This is a genomic window from Stella humosa, from assembly GCF_006738645.1.
GTDB classification, from domain to species: Bacteria; Pseudomonadota; Alphaproteobacteria; order ATCC43930; family Allostellaceae; genus Allostella; species Allostella humosa.
In genome coordinates, this window is sequence record NZ_AP019700.1 from 1,269,685 (window position 1) to 1,292,242 (window position 22,558).

Below are 22,558 nucleotides of genomic sequence, written 5' to 3' on the forward strand. Positions count from 1 at the left end.
CCTGAACGGAGATACGCCAATGACCCATCGCCTCGTCGACTTGTCGGTGACCGAGATCAGCCTCTGCCGCCAGGGCCTCAACCCCGGTGCCCGCATCCTGCTGGTGAAGGGGACGGATGCCGGCCCCGATCCGGTGGCGGCCGCCGTCGCCAAGGCAGTCGCGGCCAAGGAAGCCGAGATCGCCGCCCTGAAGGCCGAGCGCGAGCGCCACGATCGCCTCGCCAAGGCCGCGCGCTGGTCGGCGATCGGCATCGACCCCACGGCCTATGCCGAGCATGCCGGCCAGGTGTCGCCCGCAACCTGCGGCTGGCTCGACGCCATCTTCGACCGGGCCGCCGCCGCCCTGGCCGAGGCCGATCTCTATGGCGAGCGCGGCCGGGCGGCCGTCCACAAGGCCGAGTCCGCCATCGTCCGCCGGGCGCGCGCCGCCCGCGGCTGATCCGGCCGGCTGTCCCATCACCCTCGAAAGGAGTTCCCATGACGGCGAAGACGTTGCCGGCCGCGGCCGGCGACTGGCTCAAGCACGAGTCCGATCCGCGCTTCACCCGCGAGCGGGTGGTGCTGCTGTCGAGCGGCAGCGCGCGCACCATCCCGTCCGGCACCGTGCTGGGCCGCATCGCCACGGCCACGCCCGCGACCGCTGCGGCGGTCGGCGGCAATACCGGCAACGGCGCGATGGGTGCCGTCGCAGTGGGGGCGGGGGCCGAGCCCGGAACCTATCGGCTGCGGATCTTTGCCGCCGCCACCGATGGCGGCACCTATGCCGTCACCGCGCCGGATGGCCGGCTGGTCGGCATCGGCCGGGTCGGCTCGGCCTTCGCCGGCGGCGGTCTCGCCTTCACGCTGGCGGACGGGGCGACCGACTTCGCGCTCGGCGACAGCTTCACCATCGCGGTGGCCGCCGGCTCCGGCAAGCTGGTCGAGCTGGACCCAGCCGGGACCCAGGGCACCGCCCGGCCGGCCGCCATCCTGGTCGATCCGGTGCTGGTGCCGGCCGCAGGCGACGCCGCCGGCCTGGCGCTGGTGCGCGGGCCGGCGCTGGTCCGCGCCGACGGCCTCTCCTGGCCGGACGACCATGAGCCGGGCGAGGTCGCGGCCGGGCTGGCCGACCTCGAGCGGCTCGGCATCGTCGCCCGCCCCGGCGCCTGAGCCATCTCCCTTCCCCGACCGGAGACATCGACATGACCGTCATCACCAATCCGTTCGACGCCGGTGGCTTCTCGCTGGCCGAGCTGACCGAGGCCATCAACCTGCTGCCCAACCGCTACGGCCGGGTGGGCCAGCTCGGCATCTTCCGCGAGGAGGGGGTGACCCAGCGCCAGATCGTGCTGGAGGAGGCCGACGGCACGCTGAACCTGCTACCCTCCGTGCCGCCCGGCGGCCCGCCGACGCTGGCCAACCGCACGCAGCGCCGCCAGCGCGGCTTCGTCGTGCCGCACATCCCCCATGACGACGTGATCCTGCCGCAGGACGTGCAGGGGGTGCGGGCCTTTGGCGCCAGCGATGCCGCCGACCCGCTGGCCCAGCTCATGGAGCGCCGGCTGGCCCGCATGCGCATGAAGCATGCGCAGACGCTGGAGTTCATGCGCGTCAACGCGCTGCGCGGCCAGCTTCGCGACGGGGCGGGGACCGTCCTCTACGACTGGCATGCGGAGTTCGGCATCATCCAGAAGACGGTCGACTTCGCGCTCGGCACCTCGGGCACGGAAGTGGCCGAGAAGTGCCGCGAGGTGCTGCGCCACATGGAGACCAACCTCCGCGGCGAGAGCATGACTGGCGTCCATGTCCTGGTCAGCCCGGAATTCTGGGACAAGCTGGTGAAGCACGCCTCGGTGAAGGAGGCCTACCGCTACTTCGCGGCCACCGGCGGCCAGCCGCTGCGCGAGGACATGCGCCGCGGCTTCCCCTTCGCCGGCCTGGTGTTCGAGGAGTATGGCGGCACCGTCACCCTGTCCGGCAACGGCAGCGAGCCGCTGCTGCCGGCCAATGACGGGCTGGCCGTGCCGCTCGGCACGGCGGACGCCTTCGTCACCTACTTCGCGCCGGCCAACCTGATCGAGGCGGCCAACACCATCGGCCTGCCGCTCTATGCCCGCCAGGTCGGCCGCCCGGATGGCCGCGGCATCGACCTGATGACCGAGAGCAACCCGCTGCCCGTCGTCCGCCGCCCGGCGCTCGCCGTGCGCATCCACAGCTCGAACTGAGCCATGGCCCTCATGGTGGAGACCGGTGCCGGCGTCGCCGGCGCCGACAGCTATCTGGCGCTGGCCGCAGCCGACGCCCATCACGCCGCCATGGGGGCCCTGGCCTGGCCGGAAGCATCGGATCCCGTCCGAGAGTCGGCCTTACGCCGGGCGACGGCGGCGGTCGACGGGCTGTTCGCCGACCGCTGGAAGGGGACGAAGGCCGTGCCCTGGTCGGTCAACGGGCTGGCCTGGCCGCGCCGCGACGTTCGCGACGCGGCCGACCAGCCGATCGTATCGGCCGATACCCTGCCGGCGGCGCTCCTGGTGGCGGTCGCCGAGGCGGCGCGCCTGGAACTGGAGCAGCCTGGGTGCCTGGCCGAGGCCGCGCGCGCGGTGCGCCGCTTCGCGCTGGGGCCGCTGTCGGTCGAGATGGCAGCGGGCGATCCGCTGCCGCCCGCGGTGAGCCTAGCCCTCGCACCGCTGCTGCGGCCGCCGGCGCCGGTGCCGCGGTTGGCCGTGCCGGCGGCGGCGCCGCCGCCGTTCCGCGCGGGCATGCATGACGGAGGGCAGCGATGAACCCGCTGGCAGGTCTCGTGCGCGGCCACGCGGCCGACATCATCGCGCGCTTCGGGACGCCGGTGGAACTGACGCGGGCGACCGGCGCGTTCGACGCCGCTGCCCAGGCGTCGACGCCGGGTGCGGCCACCGGCCGGGTGCCGGCGCTCTTGCATCGCCGCTCGACGCGCGAAGGGGGACGAACGGTGAGCGTGATGGAGGTCTATGTCGCTGCCCGCGCGCTCGATGCCGCCGGTTTCCCCGCGCCGCCGCGCCCGGGCGACATGCTGACGGTGAACGGGGCGAGCCATCCGGTCGTCACGGTCGAGACCTCTTCGGTCGGTGCCGGCGCCGCCCTTTACATGCTGCAGGTCGGGCGATGAGCGCGGGCTTCACGGACGTGCTCGACGGTTTCGCCCGTCGGCTGGAGCGGCTGGCGCCCGATGTGGCGCTGGCCGCGGCGAACGCCGTCCGCGATGCGGCCGCCGATCGCAGCCCGGTGCGCACCGGCCGGCTGCGCGATGGCTGGACGGTCGAGGCTGGCGGCGACGGTCCGGTCCGCGTCTTCAACGTCGTCCCCTATGCCGCGGCCATCGAGTATGGCAATCGCGGACGTCCCGCCCGGCCGATGGCGCGCCCGGCGGTGCTGGCGGTCGCCGTCGCCCTGCCGCGACCGGATGGAGGCGGGCCATGAGCTGGCGCGCTGAGCTGCTGGCGCTCTCGGCCCGTTTTGCCGGGCAATGGGCGCTGGCCGAGCCGGCCGTGCCGGTCCGCTGGCCTAACGATCCGACCCCGCCGCCCGACGCTGCCCCCTGGCTGCGCTTCGCGGTCGTGCCGGTCGATGCCCGCGCGGTCGGCCTGGCTGTCGACGGGCAGCGTCTCTACCGCCATGCCGGCCTGGTGACGCTCGACGTCTTTGCCCCACCGGGGCAGGGCCGGGCGCGCCTGCTGGAACTGGCCGACCGGGCGGCCGCCATATTGCGCGGCTGGTCGGCGCCCGGCCTGCGCTGTGCTGCCCCCCGCCTGGCGCTGGGCGAGGACGACCAGGGCTGGTCGCGCGCCACCGTCACCGTGCCGTTCGCCCGCGACAGCCTGTTCTGAACCCTTCCGCCACATCCGGAGACCCGACATGACCATCGGCGATACCAGCCGCGTGGCCCTGCGCCTCGTCGAGGAGACGAGCTGGGGCGAGACGCCGGCCCTGCCCATGCGCGCCCTGCGCGCCAAGTCCCAGAGCCTGGACTTCAACCTGCGCCACGTCGCCTCGGAGGAATTCCGCGCCGACCGCCAGGTGGCCGACGTCGCCACCGTCGATGCCGGTGCCGCCGGCGCGATCGGCGTCGAACTCAGCTTCGGCGCCGCCGACCCGCTGTTCGAGGCGGGGCTGTTCGGGCGCTTCGCGGCCGTAGCGCATCTGTCCGGTGCCGCCGCGACCTCCACCTCGGCCTATGGCGTGGCGTCCGGCGGTGGCGCCTTCGCCGAAGGGCACCTGCTGCGCGGCGCCGGCTTCGCCGCTGCCGGCAACAACGGGCTGCATCGCGTCGCGTCTGCGACAGGTACGGCGGTAACGGTCGCCGGCACGCCCCTGGCGGTCGAGGCGACGGCCGCCGGCCAAAGCATCCGCGCGGTCGGCTTCGAGGGCGAGGCGGGCGACATCGCCGCCGTGACGGGCGGGCTGGAATCGACCGATCTGGACTTCACCACGCTGGGGCTCGCGGTCGGCCAGTGGATCGCCATCGGCGGGGCGGCATCCGGCCAGCGTTTCGTCACGGCGGCCGACAATGGCTGGGCGCGGATCGCCGGCATCGCCGCCCATGCCCTGGCCCTCGACCATCGGCCCGAAGGCTGGATGGCCGACCCCGGCACCGGGCGGACGATCCGCGTCTTCTTCGGCGACGTGCTGCACAACGGGATCGAGGAGATCTCCCACTCGATCGAGCGTGCGCATGACGACATCGGCCAGGTGTTGCTGTTCCGCGGCCAGATGGTGCGGGTGCTGCGCCTGACCCTGGCGACGGGCCGGATCCTGGAGGCCAGCTTCGACCTCGTGGGCCGCGACGCCCGGCGCGGCACCGCCAGCTTCGGCACCGGCGAGCCGGTGCCGGCCGGGACGGCGCCGGTGATGAACGCGGTCGGCGACGTGCTGCTGGTGCGCGAGGGCGGGGCCGGCGCCGGCATCGTCCGCCAGATGACGGTCGAACTCGACAACAACCTGCGCGAGGTGAAGGCGGTGGGGGCGCTGGGCAACGTCGCCATCGGCGTCGGCGACGCCGCGGTCGGCGGCACGCTGGAGGCCTATTTCCAGGACGGCGCCCTCTACGACAAGTACCTGGGCGGCACCGAGACCTCGTTCGCCTTCGTGGCTGCCGCGGCCGGCCAAGCCTATGTCGTCACCCTGCCGCGCGTGAAGCTGGCCGGCGGGCGCATCGAGGCCGGCAGCCGCAATGCCGACTGCGTCCTGCGCTTCGACCTGATGGGCCTGCGCGACCCGGTCACCGGCTGCTCGATCCAGATCGACCGCCTGCCCGAATTCGCGGCCTGAGGAGGACCGTCCCATGAAGCTGAGCGACCTCGCCACCGATCCGGTGGCCGAGCAGGCGGGCGTGCCGGTGGAAATCCTGCCGGGGCTCGTCGTCACCGTGCGGTCGACCGCGACACCCGCCTATCGCAACGCCCAGGCCCGCCTGTTGCGGCCGCTGGCGCGCCTCGTCGGCGCCGGCCTCGCCATCCCGGCCGAGAAGCAGGACGAGATCGCCGCTCGCCTGCTGGCCGAGGAGGTGCTGTGCGGCTGGCAGGGCCTGGCCGACGAGGGCGGCCAGGCCATCGCCTTCTCGCGCGAGCGGGCGACGGCGATCTTCCTCGACCCGGCCCATCGCCGCTTCCGCGACCTCGTCTTCGAGGCGGCCAACACGGCCGAGACCTTCCGCCGGCAGTTCGTGGCGGACGTCGCAAAAAACTGACGGCGGCCCTGGGCTGGGTGCTGGAGTGGGGCGCGCGGGCCGATCTCCTGGAGGCCCGGGCGGCCGGCACCGGCATCGTCCCGCCGGCGCTGGCAAGCCGGCCGGAGATCGCCCCCTGGGCCGATCCCTATTGGCGCGCCTTCCTAGACCTGTCGCGGGAGCGGTTACCGGCGGGTGCCATCCCGCTCGCTGCCATCCGTACCTGGCTCGACGAGGAGCAGGTCCGTGACCCGGTCCTGCGGGGCGAATTCCGCGAACTCGTCGTCGCGCTCGACCAGCAATGGCTGGCCGCTTCCCGTCCAGCAGATGCCGGCACCGTCCAGGGGGAATGACCGACCATGACCGACGTGGTGCTGGAAATCCTGATCGACCCGACCGGGGCGGAGGCCGGGGCCGCGCGGGCGGTCCGGGCGCTGGACGACATCCGCGCCGGGGCACTGGCGGCCGAGGGCGGGGTGGGCGACCTTGGCCGCAGCCTGGGCGAGGGCGGCGACGGCATCGCCCGCTCGCTGGATGCTGCCGCCCGAAGCCTTTCGGCGTTCGAGCGGGCGGCGGCGGTGCCGGGCGGTGCCGGCCTGCTCGACGGGCTGCTGGTGGGCGGCAACCGGGCCGCCAGCGGCTTCCTCGGCATCCTCAACCGCCTGGCCGGCGATGTCGGCCGGATGTTCGGGGCGGGCGGCTCGCTCGACTTCACGCGCCTGTTCGACGATGTCGGGCGGGCGGCCGCTACGGGCCTGGCCGCCATCCTGCCGGCCGGCCTTGGCTTCCTGTCGCCGATCGCCAGTCTGGCCGGCGGGGCGCTGGGCGGGTTCCTGGGATCGCTGTTCAAGAAGAAGCCCAAGGTGCCGCAGGGCGAGTACTCCGTCTGGCTGTCCGACCCCGATACGGCGCAGCACGCCAGCACCGCCTTCCCGACCGTCACCGATGCGGCCCAGGGCGTCACCACCGACTTGACGCGGATGGTGCTGGCGCTGGAACAGCAGTTCGCCGTCCGCCGCTCGACCGATCCCGGGGCGGCGATCGGCGCCACCCTGAACCAGAAGGAGGGGCTGCGCCTCTTCTACGACGCCGGTGCCGGCGACGGCCCGGATGCCGCAGGTCGTGCCTGGTTCCAGGCCGATCCGGAGAATGCGGCGGCGGTCGAGGCGGCTCGGCAAGGCTTCGCCGTCGCCCTGCTGAAGGATTCCGACTGGTCGGCCTGGGGCCAGGATCTGGGCCGTCGCATCGCCACCCACCTGGCCGGGTCGACCGCCGAGACCGTCGACGAACTGATGGCCGATGCCGGCTTCATCGCCGGCTTCGAGGATGCGGTGGCGCGCCTCAACCTCGGCATCGGCGACTTCGCACAGTCCATGGCGACGGCGGCGGAGGCAGCCGGCCGCGCCGATGCCCAGGCGCTGGCGACCCGGATCGGCGGCTTCCTCGACAAGACCCAGGAACTGGGCCTGCCGCTCGACCGGGCGACCGACGGCATGCGGGCAATGGTCGAGACCATGGCCGGCCTGCGCGATGCCGCGGCCGACGAGCCCCTGTCGCGGCTGGAGGAGGGCACGCGCCGCCTGACCGCCGAATGGCAGGCGATGGCGCCGATCCTGGAACGGCTCGGCTATGGTGCGGCCGAGGCGGCGGGCCTGATCGAGACCGGCCTTGCCCGCGCCATCGCCGACCTGGCGGCCGACCTGCCCGGCGAGCGCGCGGCCTTCGTCGACCGGACGGCCGCCACGCTCGGCGGGCGCGACTATGTGCCGACCGGCGATGCCCTGTTTGCGGCGCTCGGCCTCGACCCGGCGGCCACGCCCGATTTCTTCGCCGCCATCCGCTCGGCGCTGGCGGCCGGCGCCACCGGCGGACTGAGCCGTTCGGACGCCGAAGCGCTGATGCCGCGCTTCGCCAACCAGTATGACCGCCGGCTGATCGGGCCGGATGCGCTGGAGGCGATCGCGGCCGCGATCGACGCCGCGGTGACGGATGCCGCCCCGGCGCGGGCCGTGGGCGTCGTCGACGATGGCGCGCGGCGGGCAGCGGAAGATGCGATCCTGGCGCTGGGCGCCCTGGAGGCGGAGCAGCGCGAGGCTGCCCGCGCGGCGGCCCGTCTGGCCGATGCGCTGGGCACGGCGGCAGCCGGCCTCGGCCGCTTTCGCGCCGGCCTGCTGACCGGCCCGGCGTCGCCGCTGGCACCGGGCGACCAGTTGGCCGAGGCCCGGCGGCAGGAGGCCGATGCCCTGCGCCGCCTGCTGGCCGGCGGCGAGGATGCGCCCCAGGCCGCACGCGACCTGCAGCAGGTGGCCACCCGGGTCCAGGAACTGGCGCGCACCGTCCATGGCTCGTCGGCCCAGTCGGTCGCGATCTTCGCTGCCAGCCTCCAGCGACTGCAAGCCGGCGAGGGTGCTGCGGCCGCGGCCGCCGGGGTCGAGGCCGGCCTGGCGCGCGCCGCCAATGCCGAGCTGACCCGCATCGCCGAGGAGGTGGCGGGCCTGCGCGCCGACCTGCGCCAGCCGGCCGGGCAGCCGGCGGCGGCACCGACCTTCGGCGTCGCCCATCTCGGCCGCGCTGCGGACGAGGCCACGGGGACCTTCATGGCCCGGCGCTTTCCCGACTATCAGGGGGCAGTGACCGATGCCGGGGCGCTCGCCTGGCTCGACGCGCCGCACGCCTCGGGCCTGGGGCTGACGCGGCGGCAGTACTTCGCCTCGGCCACGGCGGCCGGCTATGGCGGCGCCTTTGGTGGTGGCGGGCACGAAGCCTTCCTGTCGCCGGGCGGCAACCCCGACATGAACCGCTGGATCGCCTTCATCGACCAGTTGCGCCGCCAGGCGACCGTGCCCTTCGGCCATTTCGGCATTCCCTATGCCGCGGGCGGCCTGGTCACGGGCGGCATCCCCGGCCGCGACAGCGTGCCCATCCTGGCGATGCCGGGCGAGCGGGTGCTGTCGGTGGAGCAGGCGCGCCTGGTCGAGGGCCTGGCCGCCAACCAGAACCATGCCGGCATGGCGTCCAGCCTCGAGGCGCTGCGCGCCACCGCTGCGCGCGCCGATGCCAGCCAGCGGCAGGAGGCGGCCCGCCTGGAAGCGCGCTTCGCCATGCTCGAACGCGGGCTGGCGGCGATGGCGCGCGAACTGGGCGGCCTGCGCACCGACCTGCGCATCGCGGTCGCCGACCGCCCGGCGGTGGGTGCTGCCACCGGCAGCGGCCGGCGCTGAACCTTTCCATCCACTCCCTTTTCACCAGCAGGAGCGATCCCATGGCGGCAGGCACCTTCACCCTCTACGGCGCGGCGATCGAGCGGATCGCCAAGGGCGAGATCGACCTGGACGGGCACAGCTTCAAGGCGCTGCTCGCCACCGCATCCCACACGCCCGACGCGGCCACCCATGACGACCTGGCCGACGTCAGCAACGAGGTGGCGGGCGGTGGCGACTATGCCCGCGCGACGCTGGGCTCGGTCGCGGTGACCCGGTCGGGCACGACGGTCAAGTTCACCTCGTCTCCGGTCAACTTCGGCAGCGACGTGACGATCACCGCCAAGTGGCTGGTGATCTTCGACGACAGCCATGCGAGCGACGCGCTGCTGGGCTATGTCGACCTCAACACCGGCGGCGGCTCGGCCGCGTCTTCGGACGGACCGTTCGTGGTGTCGCCCGACGGCACCAACGGCTGGTTCACCTTGGCACCCGCCGCCTGACGGGGCTGCCACGATGCCGGCCCAGCCCCTCTGGAACGCAGCCGACAAGGATGCGGACCTCACCCTCTCCAACGCCAATCGCACCTGGCAGGCGGCGTCCGGCCTGGTCGGCGCCGTGCGTTCGACGATCGGGCTGTCGGCCGGCAAGTGGCATGTCCAGCTTTCCCACGTCTCGTCCGCGGGCAGTGCCGCACGCCATGGCTTCGCCACGGCGGGCCACGCCATCGGCACGCCGCCCGGCGACACCGCCCAGAGCTGGGTGATCAACGGCCAGGGCACGATCCGCGCCGGCGGCAGCAACGGCGCCGACTACGACAACTTTGCCAATGGCGATGCGGTCGACCTGTTCGTCGATCTCGACGCCGGGCGCATCTGGTACGGCCGGGGTGGCACCGTCCATGCCGGCAATCCCGCCGCCGGCACCGGCGCCATGCACAGCTTCACCGGCGGCACGACGCTGTTCCTGGCGGGTGGCATGGATGGCGGCGGCACCACCCGTGGCGGCACCCTGCGGCTGCTGGCGGACTATGTCGGCACCACGCCGGCCGGCTTCAGTCGCGGCTGGGGATCGGCCGGGGACGGCGTCGAACTGACGATCGGCGCCGCCGCACTGGCGGTGCAGGGCCGCGGGGCGACGCTGGTGTCCGGCACGGGCCAGGGCCTGGCGGTTGCGACCAGCGGGCTCGCTGCCGGCGGTGCCGCGGTCGGCCTTTCGGTCGGCATGCTGGGCCAGGCCGCGGCCGGGGCTGCGGCGGCAACTGGCGCATTGGCGTCCGTCCAGGCCGGCGTGGGCGCGTTCGCGACTGCGATCGGCGGCGAGGTCGTCCTCGCCGGCGGTTCCGCCGAAGCCGCGATCAGCGGCGGCATCGCGCTGGCGGCAGCCGCCGGCCGTTGCATCACCACGGGTGCGGCCGGTGCGCTGGTCGCGGGCCAGATGCTGATGGCCGCGGCAGCCGTGCCCATGGCGACCGGCCACCCCGGCTTGCTGCAAGCCGGCACTGGCCAGCTCTGCGAGGCAGGCGCGGCAACGATCGAGGCCACCGGGTCGCCCGTCGTCATTGGTGCCGGCGCCGGTGTCGATTGCATCTCCGTGCCGGGCGCCGTGGCGTGGGCAGGTTCGCCGATCGCCCTCTCGGCCGGCCAGTTGCTGCATGGCGGGCCGGGCGGCGTCCAGGCCAGCCCCGGGGCGGCGGACCTGCTGGCTGGGGCGGGGCAGAGCCTGGCTTCGGCGACAGCGAGCGTCGTCCTCTCCGGCGCGGTCCCGTCCGTCATCGGCGGCGCGGGTGTCGCGCTGGATGCGATGGCGGGCGAATGGTTCGCGAACGGCCATTCAGTCGGGCTGGCTGTCGGCACTGGCGCCGTATTGGCTGTCGCGCGCGGCGAAGTCGTGCTGGCGGAGGGCCTCGCCAGCGTTTCGATCGCCTGGGATTTCGCGGGCACGGTCGCGGCCGGCGGGGCAACCATCGTCGGCGGCGCCTGCGTCGTGGCGGCCGGCACGCCGGTGCTGAACCCGGTGCCGATGCCGGGCGACCTGGCGGCATTGCTGGCACCGGCGGCCGGCACCCTCGAATGGGTCGTGACCATCGATGCCTGGGATGCCGAAACGGCGACTCTCGTGCCGCTGCGCTGGTCGGCCGGCGACTACATCACGCGGGCCGCCGACGACCCGGCCAGCACGCGCTTCCCCGGCCGGCTGGCGGACTTCCAACTGCGCCGGCAGCTCTGGTCCGGAATGGCCGTGTTTGGTCGGTCCGAGCCGGCGCGTGGCGTGGTCGTGCTGGAGAATGCCGATGGCGCACTCGACCACCTGGCCACCGCCGTCACCACGACCGGCGGCCGGCGCTGGCATTTCCGCTGGCGCCGCGTCCAGGTCATGGTCGGCCATCCGGCCTGGCCATGGGCCGCCTTCCGCCCGGTCTTCACCGGCCTGGTCGAGGAGCCGGCCTTCGACGACGGCCGCGCGACCTTCCTGGTGCGCGACCGGCTGCGCCGCCTCGACCGGCCGCTGCAAGATGCGACCTTCCGTGGCGACCGCGTCCTGCTGGCCTCGGCCTCGTCGGTCGCGGTGGGTTTCGGCGCGCGGACCTTCGTGCTGCCCGACCTCGTCGCCAATGGCGGCTTCGCCACGTCGCTCGCCGGCTGGGATGCCGGCGCCGACTGGATAGGCGGGTCGGCCAGGGCGACCAAGTCGCCCGGCGTTTCCGCGGCGCTGGAGCAGAACCTGGCGACGGCCGCCGACAACCTCTATCGCGTCCGCCTCGACGTGGTGCGCACGGCCGGCAGCCTGCAGCCGATGGCGGGGGGCGAGCCCGTGGGCGACCCGATCGCGGCCACCGGCACCTACCGCCCGACCTTCCTCGCCGTGGGGTCGACGACCCGGCTGTCCTTCCGGGCCGACGCCGATTTCGCCGGCACGGTCGACGCGGTCTCGGTGCGCCAGGAGCCGCTGGCGGTGGCCGGCGACGGCGTGCGCATCGCTCGCACCGGCGACCTGACCGGCACCTGGATGGCGGGGACGGTCGCTGGCTGGACCGAAGCCACCGGGGAACTGGCGGTCGAGGCGACGGACTGTGCCGGCACCGGCACCCATGCCGACTGGTCGATCTGGCTGCGTCCCCATGCCGGCACGGCGGAGCTGGCGGGCAAGAACCTGCCGGCGGTGCTGGGCACCGTGCGGCATGCCCAGCCGCCCGAACTGGGCTCGGTGCAGGGGCTGTGGCTCTATCGCCTGGCGGACGGGCCGGTCCGGGTGGAGCCGGCCCTTGGGCATGGCATCCATGATGGCGGGGTCCTGCTCGATCCCGCGGAGTCCTTTCCGCCCGCCCCGGGACAGGCGTTCGTCGATGCCGCGGAAGGTGCCCTCTGGGTCGCCTCGCGGCCGCAATACCCGTTGACCGCGACGCTGGACGGCGGGCTTGGCGCGACCGCCGGGCGGCGGGTCTTCGCCGTGCCCGGTGGCTACAGCTTTCGCGTGCCGGCCGGCGTCACCGCGCTCCGGGCCAAGCTGTGGGGCAGCAGGGGCGGCCATGGCGGGGTCGGCACGACCGGCTTTCCGGGTGGCGGTGGGGGCTTCGTCGATGGCGTGCTGGCCGTGGCGCCGGGCGACCTGCTGACGGTCGTGGTCCCCGGTGGCGGCGGGGCCGGCAATGGCGGGGTGACGGCCGGCGCCGGCGGCATGTCGCCCGGCTCTCCGAAGGCGGCCGTGGCGGCCTGGGCTCGGCTGGCTCGGGCGGCGGTGGCGGCGGTGCGGCGGGGATCATCCAGGGGCTGACGGCGGTCCTCCAGGCGCCGGGCGGTGGCGGCGGCTCGGCCGAGGCTGCCGGCGGGCCCGGTGGTGGTGCCACGGGCAGCGACGGTGGCGATGGCGGCGCCCGTCACGGCAACGGCGGCACGACGGCCGCGGGCGGCGGCGGTGGCAGCGGCCAGTCCGGCGGATCGGCGGGCAGCGCCGGCACGGCCAGCAAGGGGGGCAATGGCGGCGACGGCAGCAGCTCCGGCGGCGGTGGCGGCGGTGGCGGCGGCCGCGCCGGCGGCGGTGGCGGTGCCGGGCCGACGGCGGGTGCCGGCGGCGGTGGTGCCGCCCTGGCGCCGGGCGGCTCGACCCTGGCCGGTGCCGGCACCGTTCCCGGCGGGGTCGACGATGCGGACCATGCCGCTGGTGTCGGCACCGGCGGCGACGACGGGGCATCGGGCGGAGCCGGCCGCGTCGTGCTGGCCTGGACGCCCGATGCCGCGGCGACCGCCACGGCGGCCGGCATGTTGATGGCCGTGCTGCGCGACCGGCTGGGCTTTCGCCATGTCGAGGCCGGGCCGGCGGTCCTGGTGTCGATCGCGGCCGATGCCGCCAGCCGCACCTTCACGGCCGGCGGTGGCAGCTTTGCCGCACTTGGCATCCAGCCGGGCGACCAGGTCAGCTTCGCCGGCCTGTCGCAGAATGCCAGCACCAATTTTACGGCGCGCCTGGTCGGGACCACCAGTCTCGTCGTGCAGGAGGCGGTCGCCGACTGCGCCGCCGAGACCGGCTTCAGCCTGGCGAGCGGCGAGCTGGATGCGCCCGCCCTGGCGGCGCTGGCAGCCGCCTGTCCACAGCCGCTGGGCGCCTGGCTCGGCGAGGAGACCCCGACCGGCCGCGACCTGGTGGACCGTATCGCGGCTACGGTCGGCGCCTGGATCGACACCGACCCGGCCGGCCTGCTGACGGTCGGTCGCCATGACGGTCCGGCCGTCGTGGCCGACCATGCGCTCGGGCCACGCCAGTTCACCGCCGTCCGCCGGGTAGCGGTCGGGCCGGCGCTGTGGCGGCGCCGGATCGGCGCACGCCGCTGCTGGCGCGTCCACGGCCCGGCTGAGATCGCGCCGGCCGCGGCCGAGGCCACCCGCCGCTTCCTGCTGGCCGAATGGCGCGAGGGGGTGGCCGAGGACGCGATCGTCCTCACCGACGATCTGGGTGCCGAGGAAGCGTTCGCCGCCGGCCTGTTCGACCGGGTCGCGGACGCCACGCAGGAGGCCGCCCGCCAGCTCGCCCTGCATTCGCCAGCGGTGCTTGCCTTCGAGGTCGAGGCCACGCTGGTGGCACTCGACTGGCGGCCCGGCCGGACCGTGGCGCTGACCGCGCCCGAGGTCGGCCTGCACGCCCCGCGAAACCTGGTCCTCGTCGGCAAGGCCCTGCGGCTGGAGGCCGACGCCGTGACGTTGACCCTGCTGGGATAGGAAAAGATGGCCAACTGCCTCATCGCGCCGCTCAATTGGGCTTGGCTCCAGGGGGTCGCCTTCTCCGGTGGCAACTGGCTGGAGAGCCTGCCGCTGACCCGGCTGGCGACCGCCGACCCGCTGGACTATGCCCGGTCGGCTTCCGCCGACCCGGCGGATACCTGCTTCACCGTGACCCTCGGCGGCCAGCGCCTGGTCGATGTCGTGGCCTTGTTCCACGCCAACTTCACGCCGGCCGCCCGCATCCGCCTCACCAGCGACGAAGGGTGGGACAGCGGCTGGCAGGATGCCTGGCCGGTGACCCATCGGCCCGAAGGCGGCTACCTGCCGTTCGGCCGGCCCTCGGCCGACGGGCGCATGCCGGCCGACGAGGCCGACCCGCGCGGCGTCAACTTCCTGCTGGTGCTGGATGGTCCGATCACCGCCGGCAGCCTGACGGTGGAGATCGACGACGCCGACAATTCCGACGGCCATCTCCAGGCCTCGATCCTGTTCGTGGCCAAGGGCGAGCGACCGGCCGTCGACATCTCGCCCGGCCTGTCGCTGGGGCTGGTGGAGGAGGCGACGGTGCGCCGCAGCCGCGCCGGCACGCTGGTCGGCCGGCGGCTGTGGCAGCGCCGGCGCCTTGCCGGGGCCCTGCGCTGGCAGGATCGCGACCGGGCGCTGGCCCATTGGTTCGAGGCCCAGCGGATGGCCGGCCGCACGCGGCCGATCCTGCTGTCGGTGGCGCCGGAGCCCGGCATCCACCGCGACCGGCTGACGATGCTGGGCCATCTCGACGAGCCGACCCCGGTCGAGCACGCGCAATGGCGCTACTGGGGCTGGCCTTTCGCCCTGACGGAGGTGTGAGCCGCCATGCAGATCGAACGCACGCGTGCCGGCCGCGAGCCGGAGGTGACCCATGCCGACCTGCTGGCCCGCATCGCGGTGCTGGAAATCCAGATCGGCCATCTGCGCGAGACGATCCAGGCCGGTGCCGCCGAGCGCGCCCGCATCCTGGCCGAGTTGACCGAGCTGAAGCTGCTGGTGGCGCAGATCCGCGGCGCCTGGCGCGTGGTCGGTGCCGCCTGCGGCGCCGTCGGCATGGTCATGGGCGCCCTGCTGCCGACCCTCTTCCGCACCATCATCGGAGGCTGAGATGAGCCGAATGCCGCGGGGTATCCGCAACCACAATCCCGGCAACATCGACCGCGGCCGCGACCGCTGGCAGGGCATGGCAGCCGACCAGTCGGGGGACCCGCGCTTCGTGGTGTTTGAGGCGCCGGAATGGGGCGTCCGCGCCATCGTGCGGGTGCTGCGCTCCTATCGCGACCGCCACGGCCTGTCGACCGTGCGGGCCATCATCGCGCGCTGGGCACCGCCGGCCGAGAATCGCACGGACCTCTATGTCGGGTTCGTCTGCGACCGGCTGGGCGTGGGGCCGGACGAGACGGTCGACATCGACCGGCCGGAGGTTCTGCGCACGCTGGTGCGCGCGATCATCCAGAAGGAGTGTGGTCCGGGCCCGTTGCCGGGCGGCGACTGGTACGACCAGGACACGCTGGATGCAGGAATCCGGCGTGCCGGGTGAGCCTGTCGAGCGTCATCCCGGCGACGACCCCCGCCTGGCCGGGCTGGAGACGAGCTGGGTCTGGCGCCGTCGCGCGGTGTGGCTGACGCTGCTGTTCTGCATGGGTGGCCTGTTCTGGCTCATGGGCTGGGGCCGGCACGACAGCCGCCTGCACGAGACGATCGCCTCGGCACTCGCCCTGCTGCTGGGCTCGGTCGTCATGGCCTACATCGCCGGCGCCACCTACGACGACCGCTCGCGCCGCCAGACCTGGGCCGGGTGGGAGGCAAGCCGCCTGGCGACGGCGGCCCAGCGCCGCGACGACCAGGGCGCGGCCGCCGGCTGAGCTCGACCAGAAGGGAGGAAGGAGGTCCGATGCTGTTCAGCGCATTGGCGGCCGTCGCCGGCCGCGTTCCGATCCTGGCATGGGCGATGGCGGCTGCCATCGCGGCGGCGGCGTTGTGGATCTGGGTGGAGCGGGATGCCGCCGCCGGGTGGCGCCATCGTGCGGCGGCGGCCGAGGCGCGGGCGGCGTTGCTTGGAACGCAGCTCGACGAGGCGACCGCTATCAACGCCGGCAACCTGGCCGAACTGGACCGTCTGCGCCGCGCCCATGCCCGCGACCTGGCCGACATGGCGGCCGACCTCGCCCGGTCGCGCAAGGCCGGCACCCGCCTGACCGTCGTCCGACAGGAGATTGCCCGTGACCCTGATGCATCCCAACCGCTGGCCGATCGCTGCCCTGCTGTCGATCGCCTGTTCGACCGCCTGCTCGCCCGACCCGGAGTTGCGGCTGATGACCCGGATCGAGCCGGTGGCGATGCGGCACCCGGCCGCCCTGCTGGACTGCCAGCCGGAGCCACCGCTGCCGCCGCCACCCCGTAGCGTCGCGGCGGCGCTGGCCTGGATCATTGAGAGTCGGGCTGCCGGCGCCGACTGCCGGGCACGCCTGGCCTGCATCCGGGCGCGACAGGACGGCGCCGGCTGCGCGCAGGACTAGAGTCGCGAAAAAGGCCGCCCGTCGCCGGGCGGCCTCCATCGCTGGCCGTCGGGCGAGTGGTCGATCAGACGATCGGGCCGCGCTCGTACAGCCGGCGCTCGCGGGCGATCTGCTCGGTCGTGTAGGGATCGGCCTTGTCGTCGAAGCGATCCCAGCCGGTCTCGCGGTAGGCCCGGCCGCGTGCGTCCGGATCGATGGCGCCGTGGCGATCGAGGATCGAGTTGGCGACGCCCAGGCGGTCGTCGTCGACGCGCGCCGTCACCAGCGCACCGCCGCGGCGCACGCCCTCGGCATAGACGTGGGCATGTTCCTCGCTGACGCCCGAACCCGTCAGGGCGCCGACGATGCCGCCGGTGACGGCACCGGCCGCCACGCCTGCGACTGCGCCGGCCGCCGTCGCTGCCAGCCAGCCGGCCGCGACCACCGGCCCCAGGCCCGGAATGGCCAGCATGCCGAGGCCTGCCAGCAGGCCGGCACCGCCGCCGACCAGGCCGCCGATGCCGGCACCCGTGCCGGCGCCCGTGCCGGCCTCGGTCGTCTCGACCACGGTCGGGACCGAGCGGCCGTCGGCATTGCTGGCGACGATGCTGATGTCCTCGTGCGGCACGCCCGCATCGACCAGGCCGTTCACGGCGTTGGCGGCGGCGTCATAGCTGTCATAGAGGCGGGAGATGGTCGTCTTCATGATGAAGGGTCCTTTATGCGGTGTCGGGGATCGGATCGGGCGAGGCCTGGCCGGCCTCAGCGCGCGACGATGTTCCCCTGATAGTCGACGGCGACCTCGACCGACTGGCCGTTGCGCGTGGCATTGCCGCGCCAGACTCCGTCCTTGTCCTTGGCCAGCGTGCCGACGCCGGAATAGCCGTTGGCTTCCAGCCGCGACTTGGCCTGGGCCTCGGTGAAGGAGTTCGCACCGGCCGCGGGCGCGCCCGGATTGTTCGGCCCGCTGGAATTGACCGCGGGGTTGGTGGGGGCCGTCTGGTTGGCGGGCGGCGTGGCTGCCGGGGGCGTGGTGGGCGCCGGCATCGTCGTCTGGGCGAGCGCGGAGCCCACCATCATTCCGAAGGCGGCGGCTGCGATGACGATCTTGGACATGGTGGGGGTTCCCGGTAGCAGTTGGTGTCGGCAAGTGAACCCGCGCCTCGCGACAGAGTTCCGTCCGCCGGCCGCAAGGAATTTCTGTGTTCGCCTGGAACTTCGACTGGCCATCGCCAGTTCACCTGCTATCGGACGCCTGACACCCCCAGCGCCCGCTGGCGTCCGGAAGACTTCGGGATCCGGCTGCCATTCAAGGAACCGGGTGCCGACGCGGCGCGGTTGGACGAACGTCCGGCCGCGCCGCTTCTCTGTCGTCCCATGTTTCTTCCCGCCGTTCTCGCCCGCTGGAGCCCGGTCATGCGCCGCAAGAGCCTGTTCAGCCGCTTCGCGGCTCGTGCTGCCGCCATCATGGGACGCCCGGCCGTGTTCGGGCTGGCCTTCGCGCTGGTCGTGGTGTGGGCGATCTCCGGCCCGTTCCTCGGCTTCTCGGAGATTTGGCAGCTGACCATCAATACCGGCACCACCATCATCACCTTCCTGATGGTGTTCCTGATCCAGAATTCCCAGAACCGCGACGCCGAGACGGTCCAGATCAAGCTGGACGCCCTCCTGCACGCCATCGAGCGCGCGGACAACCGCCTGCTCGACCTCGAGGAGATGTCCGAGAAGGAGATCCTCAAGCTGCGCAAGAAGTACGAGGCGGTCGCCGCCGCGGCCCGCGCCGGAGACGAGGCGCCGGGGGCGGCATAGCGTTGTCTGGCGGTCAGACTGCTGGCGGTCGGCTCGCTGGCGTTCAGCCCGTCTGGCGCTGGCGCGTGGCCGGCTTGGCCGGCGGCGGCTTCGGCCACATGCCGCGGCCGGCCGCGCGGGCCGATGCTTCCTCGATGACGTAGCTGTCGCCGTAGCGCTGCAACGCGCGGGCCCAGCCGCGGCGCACCAGTTCCTGGGCGATGTCGACGCCGCCGGCGACGCAGCGGCCGATCCAGCCCTGCCGCCCCTTGGGCGCGGGCGGTTCCAGTTCCACCAGGTCGCAGCGGACAGGCTCGCGGCCGATGATGCGTTTCAGCTCGATCAGCGCCCGCTTGCCCTGTGCGGTCTTGGCATCCGGCGCGTCCACGGCCTGCAGGCGCACCCGCTGGCCTTCGATTTCCAGCACGTCGCCTTCCAGCACCGTGGCGCGGCCATTGACCTGATCGGCCGGCGGCGGCGGCGGGGCGGGGCGGCCGCCGGGGCGGTGGCGACCGGCGTGCCGCCGTCCATCTGGGTGCAGGCGCCAGACACCAGCGCCAGGATGCACAGCGCCGCATGAAGCCACGGGCGGGATCGATGTGGGGTCATCGGCTAACGGCGGGGCGGGGCGGCCAGGCGGACCAGTCCGGCGATATCGGGGGCGGGGTGCGGCATGGCGGCTCCAGCGGGCGAACGGGTCGCAGGGCGCGATCCTAGCAGGTCGCGGGTAGCCGGTGCAGGGTGGGATGTCGCAGGAACGCCGCGGAACTCTGCGACGATCACTTGCCGCGGGTGACGATCACCAGGATGGCCAGCGCGCCGGCCACCAGCGCTGCCGGGATCAGCAGCATCCAATCCATCACGTCGTCTCCTCGATCGACCGCTCGGGTCGGGGCCATGAGCAGGTCGCTCGATGGCCTACCGGCACGCAAGGAGGATGCCAAGCCACTGAAGGGGTTGTGTTTCCCGCCTTGTCCGAGTCGACGGGCGATGGGACCGACGTTCAGCGCCAATCCGCCTGAGCCGGTTCCCAGAATGCGCGGCCGGCTCGCGAAATGCAGCGGAACGGCGCGATCGCCGCTGGCAACCCGGCGGATGGCGGGGCTATACATCCGCCCCGCCTGTCGGGGCGAGCCGGGGGATGGATGGGGGACATTGTCGAGACCGTTCTGGCGATCACGGCCGTCCTGGGGGTGGTCGGCGCGATCCTGCTCTTCATGCTGTCGCGGGTGCCGTCCGCGCGCGTGACCGCGCTCGGCCTGCTGGTGCTGTCCGGCGTTCTGGGGTGGATCGCCTGGAGCGACGTGTGGACGGCGGGGGTGCGATAGGCGCCCGTCGCGCGTCAGCCCAGGATCGTTGCCGCGTCGCCTGGCGCGACCGGGGTCTCGTCCAGCAGTAGCCCGGCGATTGCCGCCTCGGCCGATCCGCCGCCGGCGAGCGGATCGCGGGGGACCAGGCGATGGTCCAGCGCCAGGCGCGCCAGCAGCAGGCGCCGGGCGTCCGGCCGGGCAGATCCCGACTGCGACAGGCGGCTACCCTCCTCGGCCATGAAGATGGCGGCGGCGGCATAGTAGAGCCCGGTCGCCACCTGGCGGGCGGGATGCTCGTCGCTGCCGGCCGCGACAGCCTGGGCGAAGGCGAGGGCCCGGTCGAGCGCCGTCGCCAGGGCGCCCGCGAGCGGCGCCGGCACCGCGCACAGGCGTTGCCGCAGATCGACCGCCAATGCGCTCGCCGCATCGCTGCGGCGGATCGCGCGGATCACGTCTAGCGCCACGACGTTGCTGGTGCCCTCCCAGATCGAGCCCAGATGGGCATCGCGCAGCAGGCGGGCGTCGGACCATTCCTCGACATAGCCGCAGCCGCCGCGCACCTCCATGGCGTCGCCGGTGACCCGGCGGGCATCGCGGCAGGCCCGGAATTTCAGCAGCGGCGTCAGGATGCGCAGCCGGCGCACGGCCTCGCCATCGCCGGCATCGGCTGCGGCCATGGCGGCGGCGGTCGCGAACACCATGCTGCGCGCGGCCTCTGTCGGCAGCATCATCTTCAGCAGTTGGCGGCGCATCAGCGGCAGTTCGACCACCGGGCGGCCGAAGGCGATGCGGTGGCGGGCGACGTGCAGCGCCTCGTGCAGCGCACGGCGCATCAGGCCGGCCGCGCGCACGCCGTTCGACAGGCGCGACAGGTTGATCATGTCGGCCATCTGCACGAAGCCGCGGCCGGGCTGGCCGACCAGATGCGCTTCGGCCCCCTCCAGCCGGATCTCGCCCGAGGGCATGGCGCGGGTGCCGAGCTTCTCCTTCAGGCGGACGATGCGGAAGCGGTTGGCGCTGCCGTCGGCGGTGACCCGCGGCATCAGGAACAACGACAGGCCGCGCAGCCCCGGCTCGCCGTCCTCCGTCCGGGCCAACACCATGGCCAGGCCGGCATCGGCGTTGGAGCAGAACCACTTCTCGCCCCACAGGCGCCAGCCGTCGCCGTCGCGGCGCGCCACCGTCTCGATCCGGCCGACGTCCGACCCGCCGGCCTGCTCGGTCATGAACATCGCCCCCTGCGTCAGGTGGTCGAGGTCGGTCGCGGTCAGGCCGGGCAGGTAGCGGGCGACCAGCGCCGGATCGCCATGGCGGACCAAGGTCGCGGTCAGGCTGTCGGTCATGCTGACCGGGCAGCAGAGCCCGAACTCCGCCTGCACGAAGAGATAGGTCAGCGCGTACTTGGCGATGGGCGGCAGCGGTTCCGGCCAGTCCAGCACCCCCGGCCGGTGCGTCATCGCCGCCAGCCCGTATTCGGCAAAGGCCAGCCGCTCCATTTCCTGGTAGGTGGGGTGCTTCTCGATCCATTGCCGATCGCGGCCCTGGCGGTCGCGGTGGTGCAGCAGGGGCGGGTTGCGGTCGGCCGTGGCCGCCAGCCCGTCCAGCCCGTCGCCGGCCAGCCCGCCGAGCCGATCGAGATGGGGAGCCAGGTGGGCCAGCAGCGGCCCCGGCAGGTGCAGGCCGAGCAACTGGCCCAGCGTCGGGTCGCAGCGCCACAGGTTGGCGCCGCGCGCATCCGGCACCGCGGCCGGGGCCGCCATGCTCATGGGGCGTTGGCCCGGTCGAGCGCCCCGCGATAGGCGAAGAGCGCCGGCTGCCCGCCGGTATGGAGGAAAAGGATGTTCTGGTCGGGCGTATAGGCGCCGCGCCGCACCAGGTCGATCAGCCCGGCCATGGCCTTTCCGGAATAGACCGGGTCCAGCAGGATGCTTTCCTCCCGCGCCAGGGTCCGCACGGCCTCCAGCATGCCGGGCGTCGGCACGCCATAGCCGCCGCCGACATAGTCCGAATTGGCGACGATGGCGCCGCGCGGCACCGCACCCTTCACCCCGACGAAATCGGCGGTGGCCTCGACCAGCGCCAGGACCTGTTCCTCCTGGCTTTCGCGCGTGCGTCGCACGGTGATGCCCAGCACGGGCAGGCCCGCGCGCAGCCCCTCCAGCCCGACCACGAGCCCGGCCTGGGTACCGGAGCTGCCGGTCGCGTGGATCAGCTGGTCGAAGACGATGCCGCGCTCGGTCGCCTGGGCCAGCAGTTCGACGGCGAAATTGACATAGCCCAGCGCCCCCACCGGATTGGAGCCGCCGCCGGGAATGACGTAGGGCGTGCCGCCCCGACGCTTTACCCCGTCGGCCACCTCGGCCATGGCGCCGGCCATCTCGGTTCCGGCGGGATATTCGTGCAGGCGCGCGCCGAAGAGCCGATCGAGCAGGATGTTGCCGGAATGGCGATAGTCCTCGTCGGCCTCGCTCACCCTGGCTTCCAGCACGAGGTCGCAGGCAAGCCCCAGGCGGGCGGCGGCGGCGGCCGTCTGGCGGGCATGGTTGGACTGCACGGCCCCCACCGTCAGGACCGTGTCGGCGCCGCGGGCGATGGCATCGGCCATCAGGTATTCCAGCTTGCGCGTCTTGTTGCCGCCCAGGCCGAGGCCGGTGCAATCGTCGCGCTTGATCCAGATGGAGGGGCCGCCGAGCAGGCGTGACAGGCGGTCGAGCCGCTCCAGCGGGGTCGGCAGGTGGGCGAAGCGCTGGCGGGGGAAGCGGGATAGCTGCATCGGTCGCGGGGCCTCGAATGGCGGCAGGAGGGTTGGCGGGGTCGCCTGTCGACATTACCTCAAATC

General features: G+C 73.6%; 26 protein-coding genes. 21 read left to right on the top strand and 5 right to left on the bottom strand.

The features are described 5' to 3' along the window. Positions 1 to 19 precede the first annotated feature (19 nt). From STVA_RS06020 to STVA_RS06115, 19 genes are all read left to right on the top strand, one after another. A complete protein-coding gene (locus STVA_RS06020) occupies positions 20 to 439 on the top strand; it encodes a hypothetical protein (protein WP_123689493.1) in 420 nt (139 codons plus the stop codon). 38 nt (positions 440 to 477) lie between these two features. Next, positions 478 to 1,149: a head decoration protein gene (locus STVA_RS06025; RefSeq protein ID WP_123689492.1), complete on the top strand. Its 672-nt coding sequence runs from the start codon at positions 478 to 480 to the stop codon at positions 1,147 to 1,149. 32 nt (positions 1,150 to 1,181) lie between these two features. Then, positions 1,182 to 2,204, top strand: coding sequence for a major capsid protein (locus STVA_RS06030; protein ID WP_123689491.1), 1,023 nt, complete (start codon positions 1,182 to 1,184; stop codon positions 2,202 to 2,204). A 3-nt stretch (positions 2,205 to 2,207) separates the two neighbouring features. Continuing rightward, positions 2,208 to 2,762, top strand: a complete 555-nt coding sequence (locus STVA_RS06035; RefSeq protein WP_123689490.1) for a DnaT-like ssDNA-binding protein — start codon at positions 2,208 to 2,210, stop codon at positions 2,760 to 2,762. Then, entirely contained in the window at positions 2,759 to 3,124 is a 366-nt protein-coding gene (locus STVA_RS06040) for a hypothetical protein (protein WP_123689489.1), read from the top strand. Before STVA_RS06035 ends, STVA_RS06040 begins: the two co-directional genes overlap by 4 nt. Beyond that, positions 3,121 to 3,435, top strand: coding sequence for an HK97 gp10 family phage protein (locus STVA_RS06045; RefSeq protein WP_123689488.1), 315 nt, complete (start codon positions 3,121 to 3,123; stop codon positions 3,433 to 3,435). Before STVA_RS06040 ends, STVA_RS06045 begins: the two co-directional genes overlap by 4 nt. Then, entirely contained in the window at positions 3,432 to 3,842 is a 411-nt protein-coding gene (locus STVA_RS06050) for a phage tail terminator-like protein (RefSeq protein ID WP_123689487.1), read from the top strand. The genes STVA_RS06045 and STVA_RS06050 overlap by 4 nt, the downstream gene beginning before the upstream one ends. Positions 3,843 to 3,870: 28 nt before the next feature. After that, a complete protein-coding gene (locus STVA_RS06055; RefSeq protein ID WP_123689486.1) occupies positions 3,871 to 5,283 on the top strand; it encodes a phage tail tube protein in 1,413 nt (470 codons plus the stop codon). Positions 5,284 to 5,296: 13 nt separating this feature from the next. Continuing rightward, positions 5,297 to 5,701, top strand: a complete 405-nt coding sequence (locus STVA_RS06060; protein ID WP_123689485.1) for a hypothetical protein — start codon at positions 5,297 to 5,299, stop codon at positions 5,699 to 5,701. A gap of 17 nt (positions 5,702 to 5,718) precedes the next feature. Continuing rightward, on the top strand, positions 5,719 to 6,033 hold the full coding sequence (locus STVA_RS06065) for a phage tail assembly chaperone (protein ID WP_123689484.1): 315 nt from the start codon (positions 5,719 to 5,721) through the stop codon (positions 6,031 to 6,033). 6 nt (positions 6,034 to 6,039) lie between these two features. Continuing rightward, a complete protein-coding gene (locus tag STVA_RS06070; RefSeq protein ID WP_123689483.1) occupies positions 6,040 to 8,901 on the top strand; it encodes a hypothetical protein in 2,862 nt (953 codons plus the stop codon). 41 nt (positions 8,902 to 8,942) lie between these two features. Then, complete coding sequence (locus STVA_RS06075; protein ID WP_123689482.1) at positions 8,943 to 9,383, top strand: hypothetical protein; 441 nt, start codon at positions 8,943 to 8,945, stop codon at positions 9,381 to 9,383. A gap of 13 nt (positions 9,384 to 9,396) precedes the next feature. Then, positions 9,397 to 12,654 carry an SPRY domain-containing protein gene (locus STVA_RS06080; RefSeq protein WP_142235678.1) on the top strand — a complete coding sequence of 1,086 codons (3,258 nt, stop codon included), beginning with the start codon at positions 9,397 to 9,399 and terminating at the stop codon, positions 12,652 to 12,654. Between the two features lie 437 nt (positions 12,655 to 13,091). Beyond that, complete coding sequence (locus STVA_RS06090) at positions 13,092 to 14,093, top strand: hypothetical protein (RefSeq protein WP_142235679.1); 1,002 nt, start codon at positions 13,092 to 13,094, stop codon at positions 14,091 to 14,093. 6 nt (positions 14,094 to 14,099) lie between these two features. Beyond that, the gene (locus tag STVA_RS06095) at positions 14,100 to 14,942 is read left to right on the top strand and encodes a hypothetical protein (protein WP_123689480.1); all 843 of its coding nucleotides are present in this window, start codon (positions 14,100 to 14,102) and stop codon (positions 14,940 to 14,942) included. Between the two features lie 6 nt (positions 14,943 to 14,948). Continuing rightward, complete coding sequence (locus STVA_RS06100) at positions 14,949 to 15,230, top strand: hypothetical protein (RefSeq protein ID WP_123689479.1); 282 nt, start codon at positions 14,949 to 14,951, stop codon at positions 15,228 to 15,230. 1 nt (position 15,231) lies between these two features. Further along, positions 15,232 to 15,663, top strand: a complete 432-nt coding sequence (locus tag STVA_RS06105) for a structural protein P5 (protein WP_123689478.1) — start codon at positions 15,232 to 15,234, stop codon at positions 15,661 to 15,663. Next, on the top strand, positions 15,653 to 15,988 hold the full coding sequence (locus STVA_RS06110; protein WP_142235680.1) for a hypothetical protein: 336 nt from the start codon (positions 15,653 to 15,655) through the stop codon (positions 15,986 to 15,988). Before STVA_RS06105 ends, STVA_RS06110 begins: the two co-directional genes overlap by 11 nt. 29 nt (positions 15,989 to 16,017) lie before the next feature. Beyond that, positions 16,018 to 16,527 (top strand): hypothetical protein, encoded by a 510-nt coding sequence (locus STVA_RS06115; protein WP_123689476.1) that lies wholly within the window; start codon positions 16,018 to 16,020, stop codon positions 16,525 to 16,527. A gap of 179 nt (positions 16,528 to 16,706) precedes the next feature. Here STVA_RS06115 and STVA_RS06120 read toward each other — a convergent pair whose 3' ends face one another. Further along, complete coding sequence (locus STVA_RS06120) at positions 16,707 to 17,327, bottom strand: general stress protein (RefSeq protein ID WP_123689475.1); 621 nt, start codon at positions 17,325 to 17,327, stop codon at positions 16,707 to 16,709. A 56-nt stretch (positions 17,328 to 17,383) separates the two neighbouring features. After that, positions 17,384 to 17,737 (bottom strand): hypothetical protein, encoded by a 354-nt coding sequence (locus tag STVA_RS06125; protein ID WP_123689474.1) that lies wholly within the window; start codon positions 17,735 to 17,737, stop codon positions 17,384 to 17,386. A 300-nt stretch (positions 17,738 to 18,037) separates the two neighbouring features. On the opposite strand from STVA_RS06125, the gene STVA_RS06130 reads away from it, so the two are divergent. Further along, positions 18,038 to 18,430: a low affinity iron permease family protein gene (locus STVA_RS06130; protein WP_123689473.1), complete on the top strand. Its 393-nt coding sequence runs from the start codon at positions 18,038 to 18,040 to the stop codon at positions 18,428 to 18,430. A gap of 43 nt (positions 18,431 to 18,473) precedes the next feature. Here STVA_RS06130 and STVA_RS27555 read toward each other — a convergent pair whose 3' ends face one another. Continuing rightward, complete coding sequence (locus STVA_RS27555; protein WP_170221595.1) at positions 18,474 to 18,836, bottom strand: thermonuclease family protein; 363 nt, start codon at positions 18,834 to 18,836, stop codon at positions 18,474 to 18,476. A 718-nt stretch (positions 18,837 to 19,554) separates the two neighbouring features. Between STVA_RS27555 and STVA_RS06140 the strand changes: the two genes are divergently transcribed. Then, positions 19,555 to 19,737, top strand: a complete 183-nt coding sequence (locus STVA_RS06140; RefSeq protein WP_123689471.1) for a hypothetical protein — start codon at positions 19,555 to 19,557, stop codon at positions 19,735 to 19,737. 14 nt (positions 19,738 to 19,751) lie between these two features. On the opposite strand, the gene STVA_RS06145 is transcribed toward STVA_RS06140, so the two are convergent. Together STVA_RS06145 and cuyA are read right to left on the bottom strand one after the other, a co-directional pair. Continuing rightward, complete coding sequence (locus STVA_RS06145) at positions 19,752 to 21,485, bottom strand: acyl-CoA dehydrogenase family protein (RefSeq protein ID WP_123689470.1); 1,734 nt, start codon at positions 21,483 to 21,485, stop codon at positions 19,752 to 19,754. Further along, positions 21,482 to 22,492 carry a D-cysteate sulfo-lyase gene (gene cuyA, locus STVA_RS06150; RefSeq protein ID WP_123689469.1) on the bottom strand — a complete coding sequence of 337 codons (1,011 nt, stop codon included), beginning with the start codon at positions 22,490 to 22,492 and terminating at the stop codon, positions 21,482 to 21,484. Before cuyA ends, STVA_RS06145 begins: the two co-directional genes overlap by 4 nt. Positions 22,493 to 22,558 lie beyond the last annotated feature (66 nt).

What these genes read in the sequence shown, in the direction of transcription:
- STVA_RS06020 (WP_123689493.1), top strand. Translation starts at nt 20, where the DNA reads ATGACCCATCGCCTCGTCGACTTGTCGGTGACCGAGATCAGCCTCTGC.
- STVA_RS06025 (WP_123689492.1), top strand. Translation starts at nt 478, where the DNA reads ATGACGGCGAAGACGTTGCCGGCCGCGGCCGGCGACTGGCTCAAGCAC.
- STVA_RS06030 (WP_123689491.1), top strand. Translation starts at nt 1,182, where the DNA reads ATGACCGTCATCACCAATCCGTTCGACGCCGGTGGCTTCTCGCTGGCC.
- STVA_RS06035 (WP_123689490.1), top strand. Translation starts at nt 2,208, where the DNA reads ATGGCCCTCATGGTGGAGACCGGTGCCGGCGTCGCCGGCGCCGACAGC.
- STVA_RS06040 (WP_123689489.1), top strand. Translation starts at nt 2,759, where the DNA reads ATGAACCCGCTGGCAGGTCTCGTGCGCGGCCACGCGGCCGACATCATC.
- STVA_RS06045 (WP_123689488.1), top strand. Translation starts at nt 3,121, where the DNA reads ATGAGCGCGGGCTTCACGGACGTGCTCGACGGTTTCGCCCGTCGGCTG.
- STVA_RS06050 (WP_123689487.1), top strand. Translation starts at nt 3,432, where the DNA reads ATGAGCTGGCGCGCTGAGCTGCTGGCGCTCTCGGCCCGTTTTGCCGGG.
- STVA_RS06055 (WP_123689486.1), top strand. Translation starts at nt 3,871, where the DNA reads ATGACCATCGGCGATACCAGCCGCGTGGCCCTGCGCCTCGTCGAGGAG.
- STVA_RS06060 (WP_123689485.1), top strand. Translation starts at nt 5,297, where the DNA reads ATGAAGCTGAGCGACCTCGCCACCGATCCGGTGGCCGAGCAGGCGGGC.
- STVA_RS06070 (WP_123689483.1), top strand. Translation starts at nt 6,040, where the DNA reads ATGACCGACGTGGTGCTGGAAATCCTGATCGACCCGACCGGGGCGGAG.
- STVA_RS06075 (WP_123689482.1), top strand. Translation starts at nt 8,943, where the DNA reads ATGGCGGCAGGCACCTTCACCCTCTACGGCGCGGCGATCGAGCGGATC.
- STVA_RS06080 (WP_142235678.1), top strand. Translation starts at nt 9,397, where the DNA reads ATGCCGGCCCAGCCCCTCTGGAACGCAGCCGACAAGGATGCGGACCTC.
- STVA_RS06095 (WP_123689480.1), top strand. Translation starts at nt 14,100, where the DNA reads ATGGCCAACTGCCTCATCGCGCCGCTCAATTGGGCTTGGCTCCAGGGG.
- STVA_RS06100 (WP_123689479.1), top strand. Translation starts at nt 14,949, where the DNA reads ATGCAGATCGAACGCACGCGTGCCGGCCGCGAGCCGGAGGTGACCCAT.
- STVA_RS06105 (WP_123689478.1), top strand. Translation starts at nt 15,232, where the DNA reads ATGAGCCGAATGCCGCGGGGTATCCGCAACCACAATCCCGGCAACATC.
- STVA_RS06115 (WP_123689476.1), top strand. Translation starts at nt 16,018, where the DNA reads ATGCTGTTCAGCGCATTGGCGGCCGTCGCCGGCCGCGTTCCGATCCTG.
- STVA_RS06120 (WP_123689475.1), bottom strand. Translation starts at nt 17,327, where the DNA reads ATGAAGACGACCATCTCCCGCCTCTATGACAGCTATGACGCCGCCGCC.
- STVA_RS06125 (WP_123689474.1), bottom strand. Translation starts at nt 17,737, where the DNA reads ATGTCCAAGATCGTCATCGCAGCCGCCGCCTTCGGAATGATGGTGGGC.
- STVA_RS06130 (WP_123689473.1), top strand. Translation starts at nt 18,038, where the DNA reads ATGCGCCGCAAGAGCCTGTTCAGCCGCTTCGCGGCTCGTGCTGCCGCC.
- STVA_RS06140 (WP_123689471.1), top strand. Translation starts at nt 19,555, where the DNA reads ATGGGGGACATTGTCGAGACCGTTCTGGCGATCACGGCCGTCCTGGGG.
- STVA_RS06145 (WP_123689470.1), bottom strand. Translation starts at nt 21,485, where the DNA reads ATGAGCATGGCGGCCCCGGCCGCGGTGCCGGATGCGCGCGGCGCCAAC.
- cuyA (WP_123689469.1), bottom strand. Translation starts at nt 22,492, where the DNA reads ATGCAGCTATCCCGCTTCCCCCGCCAGCGCTTCGCCCACCTGCCGACC.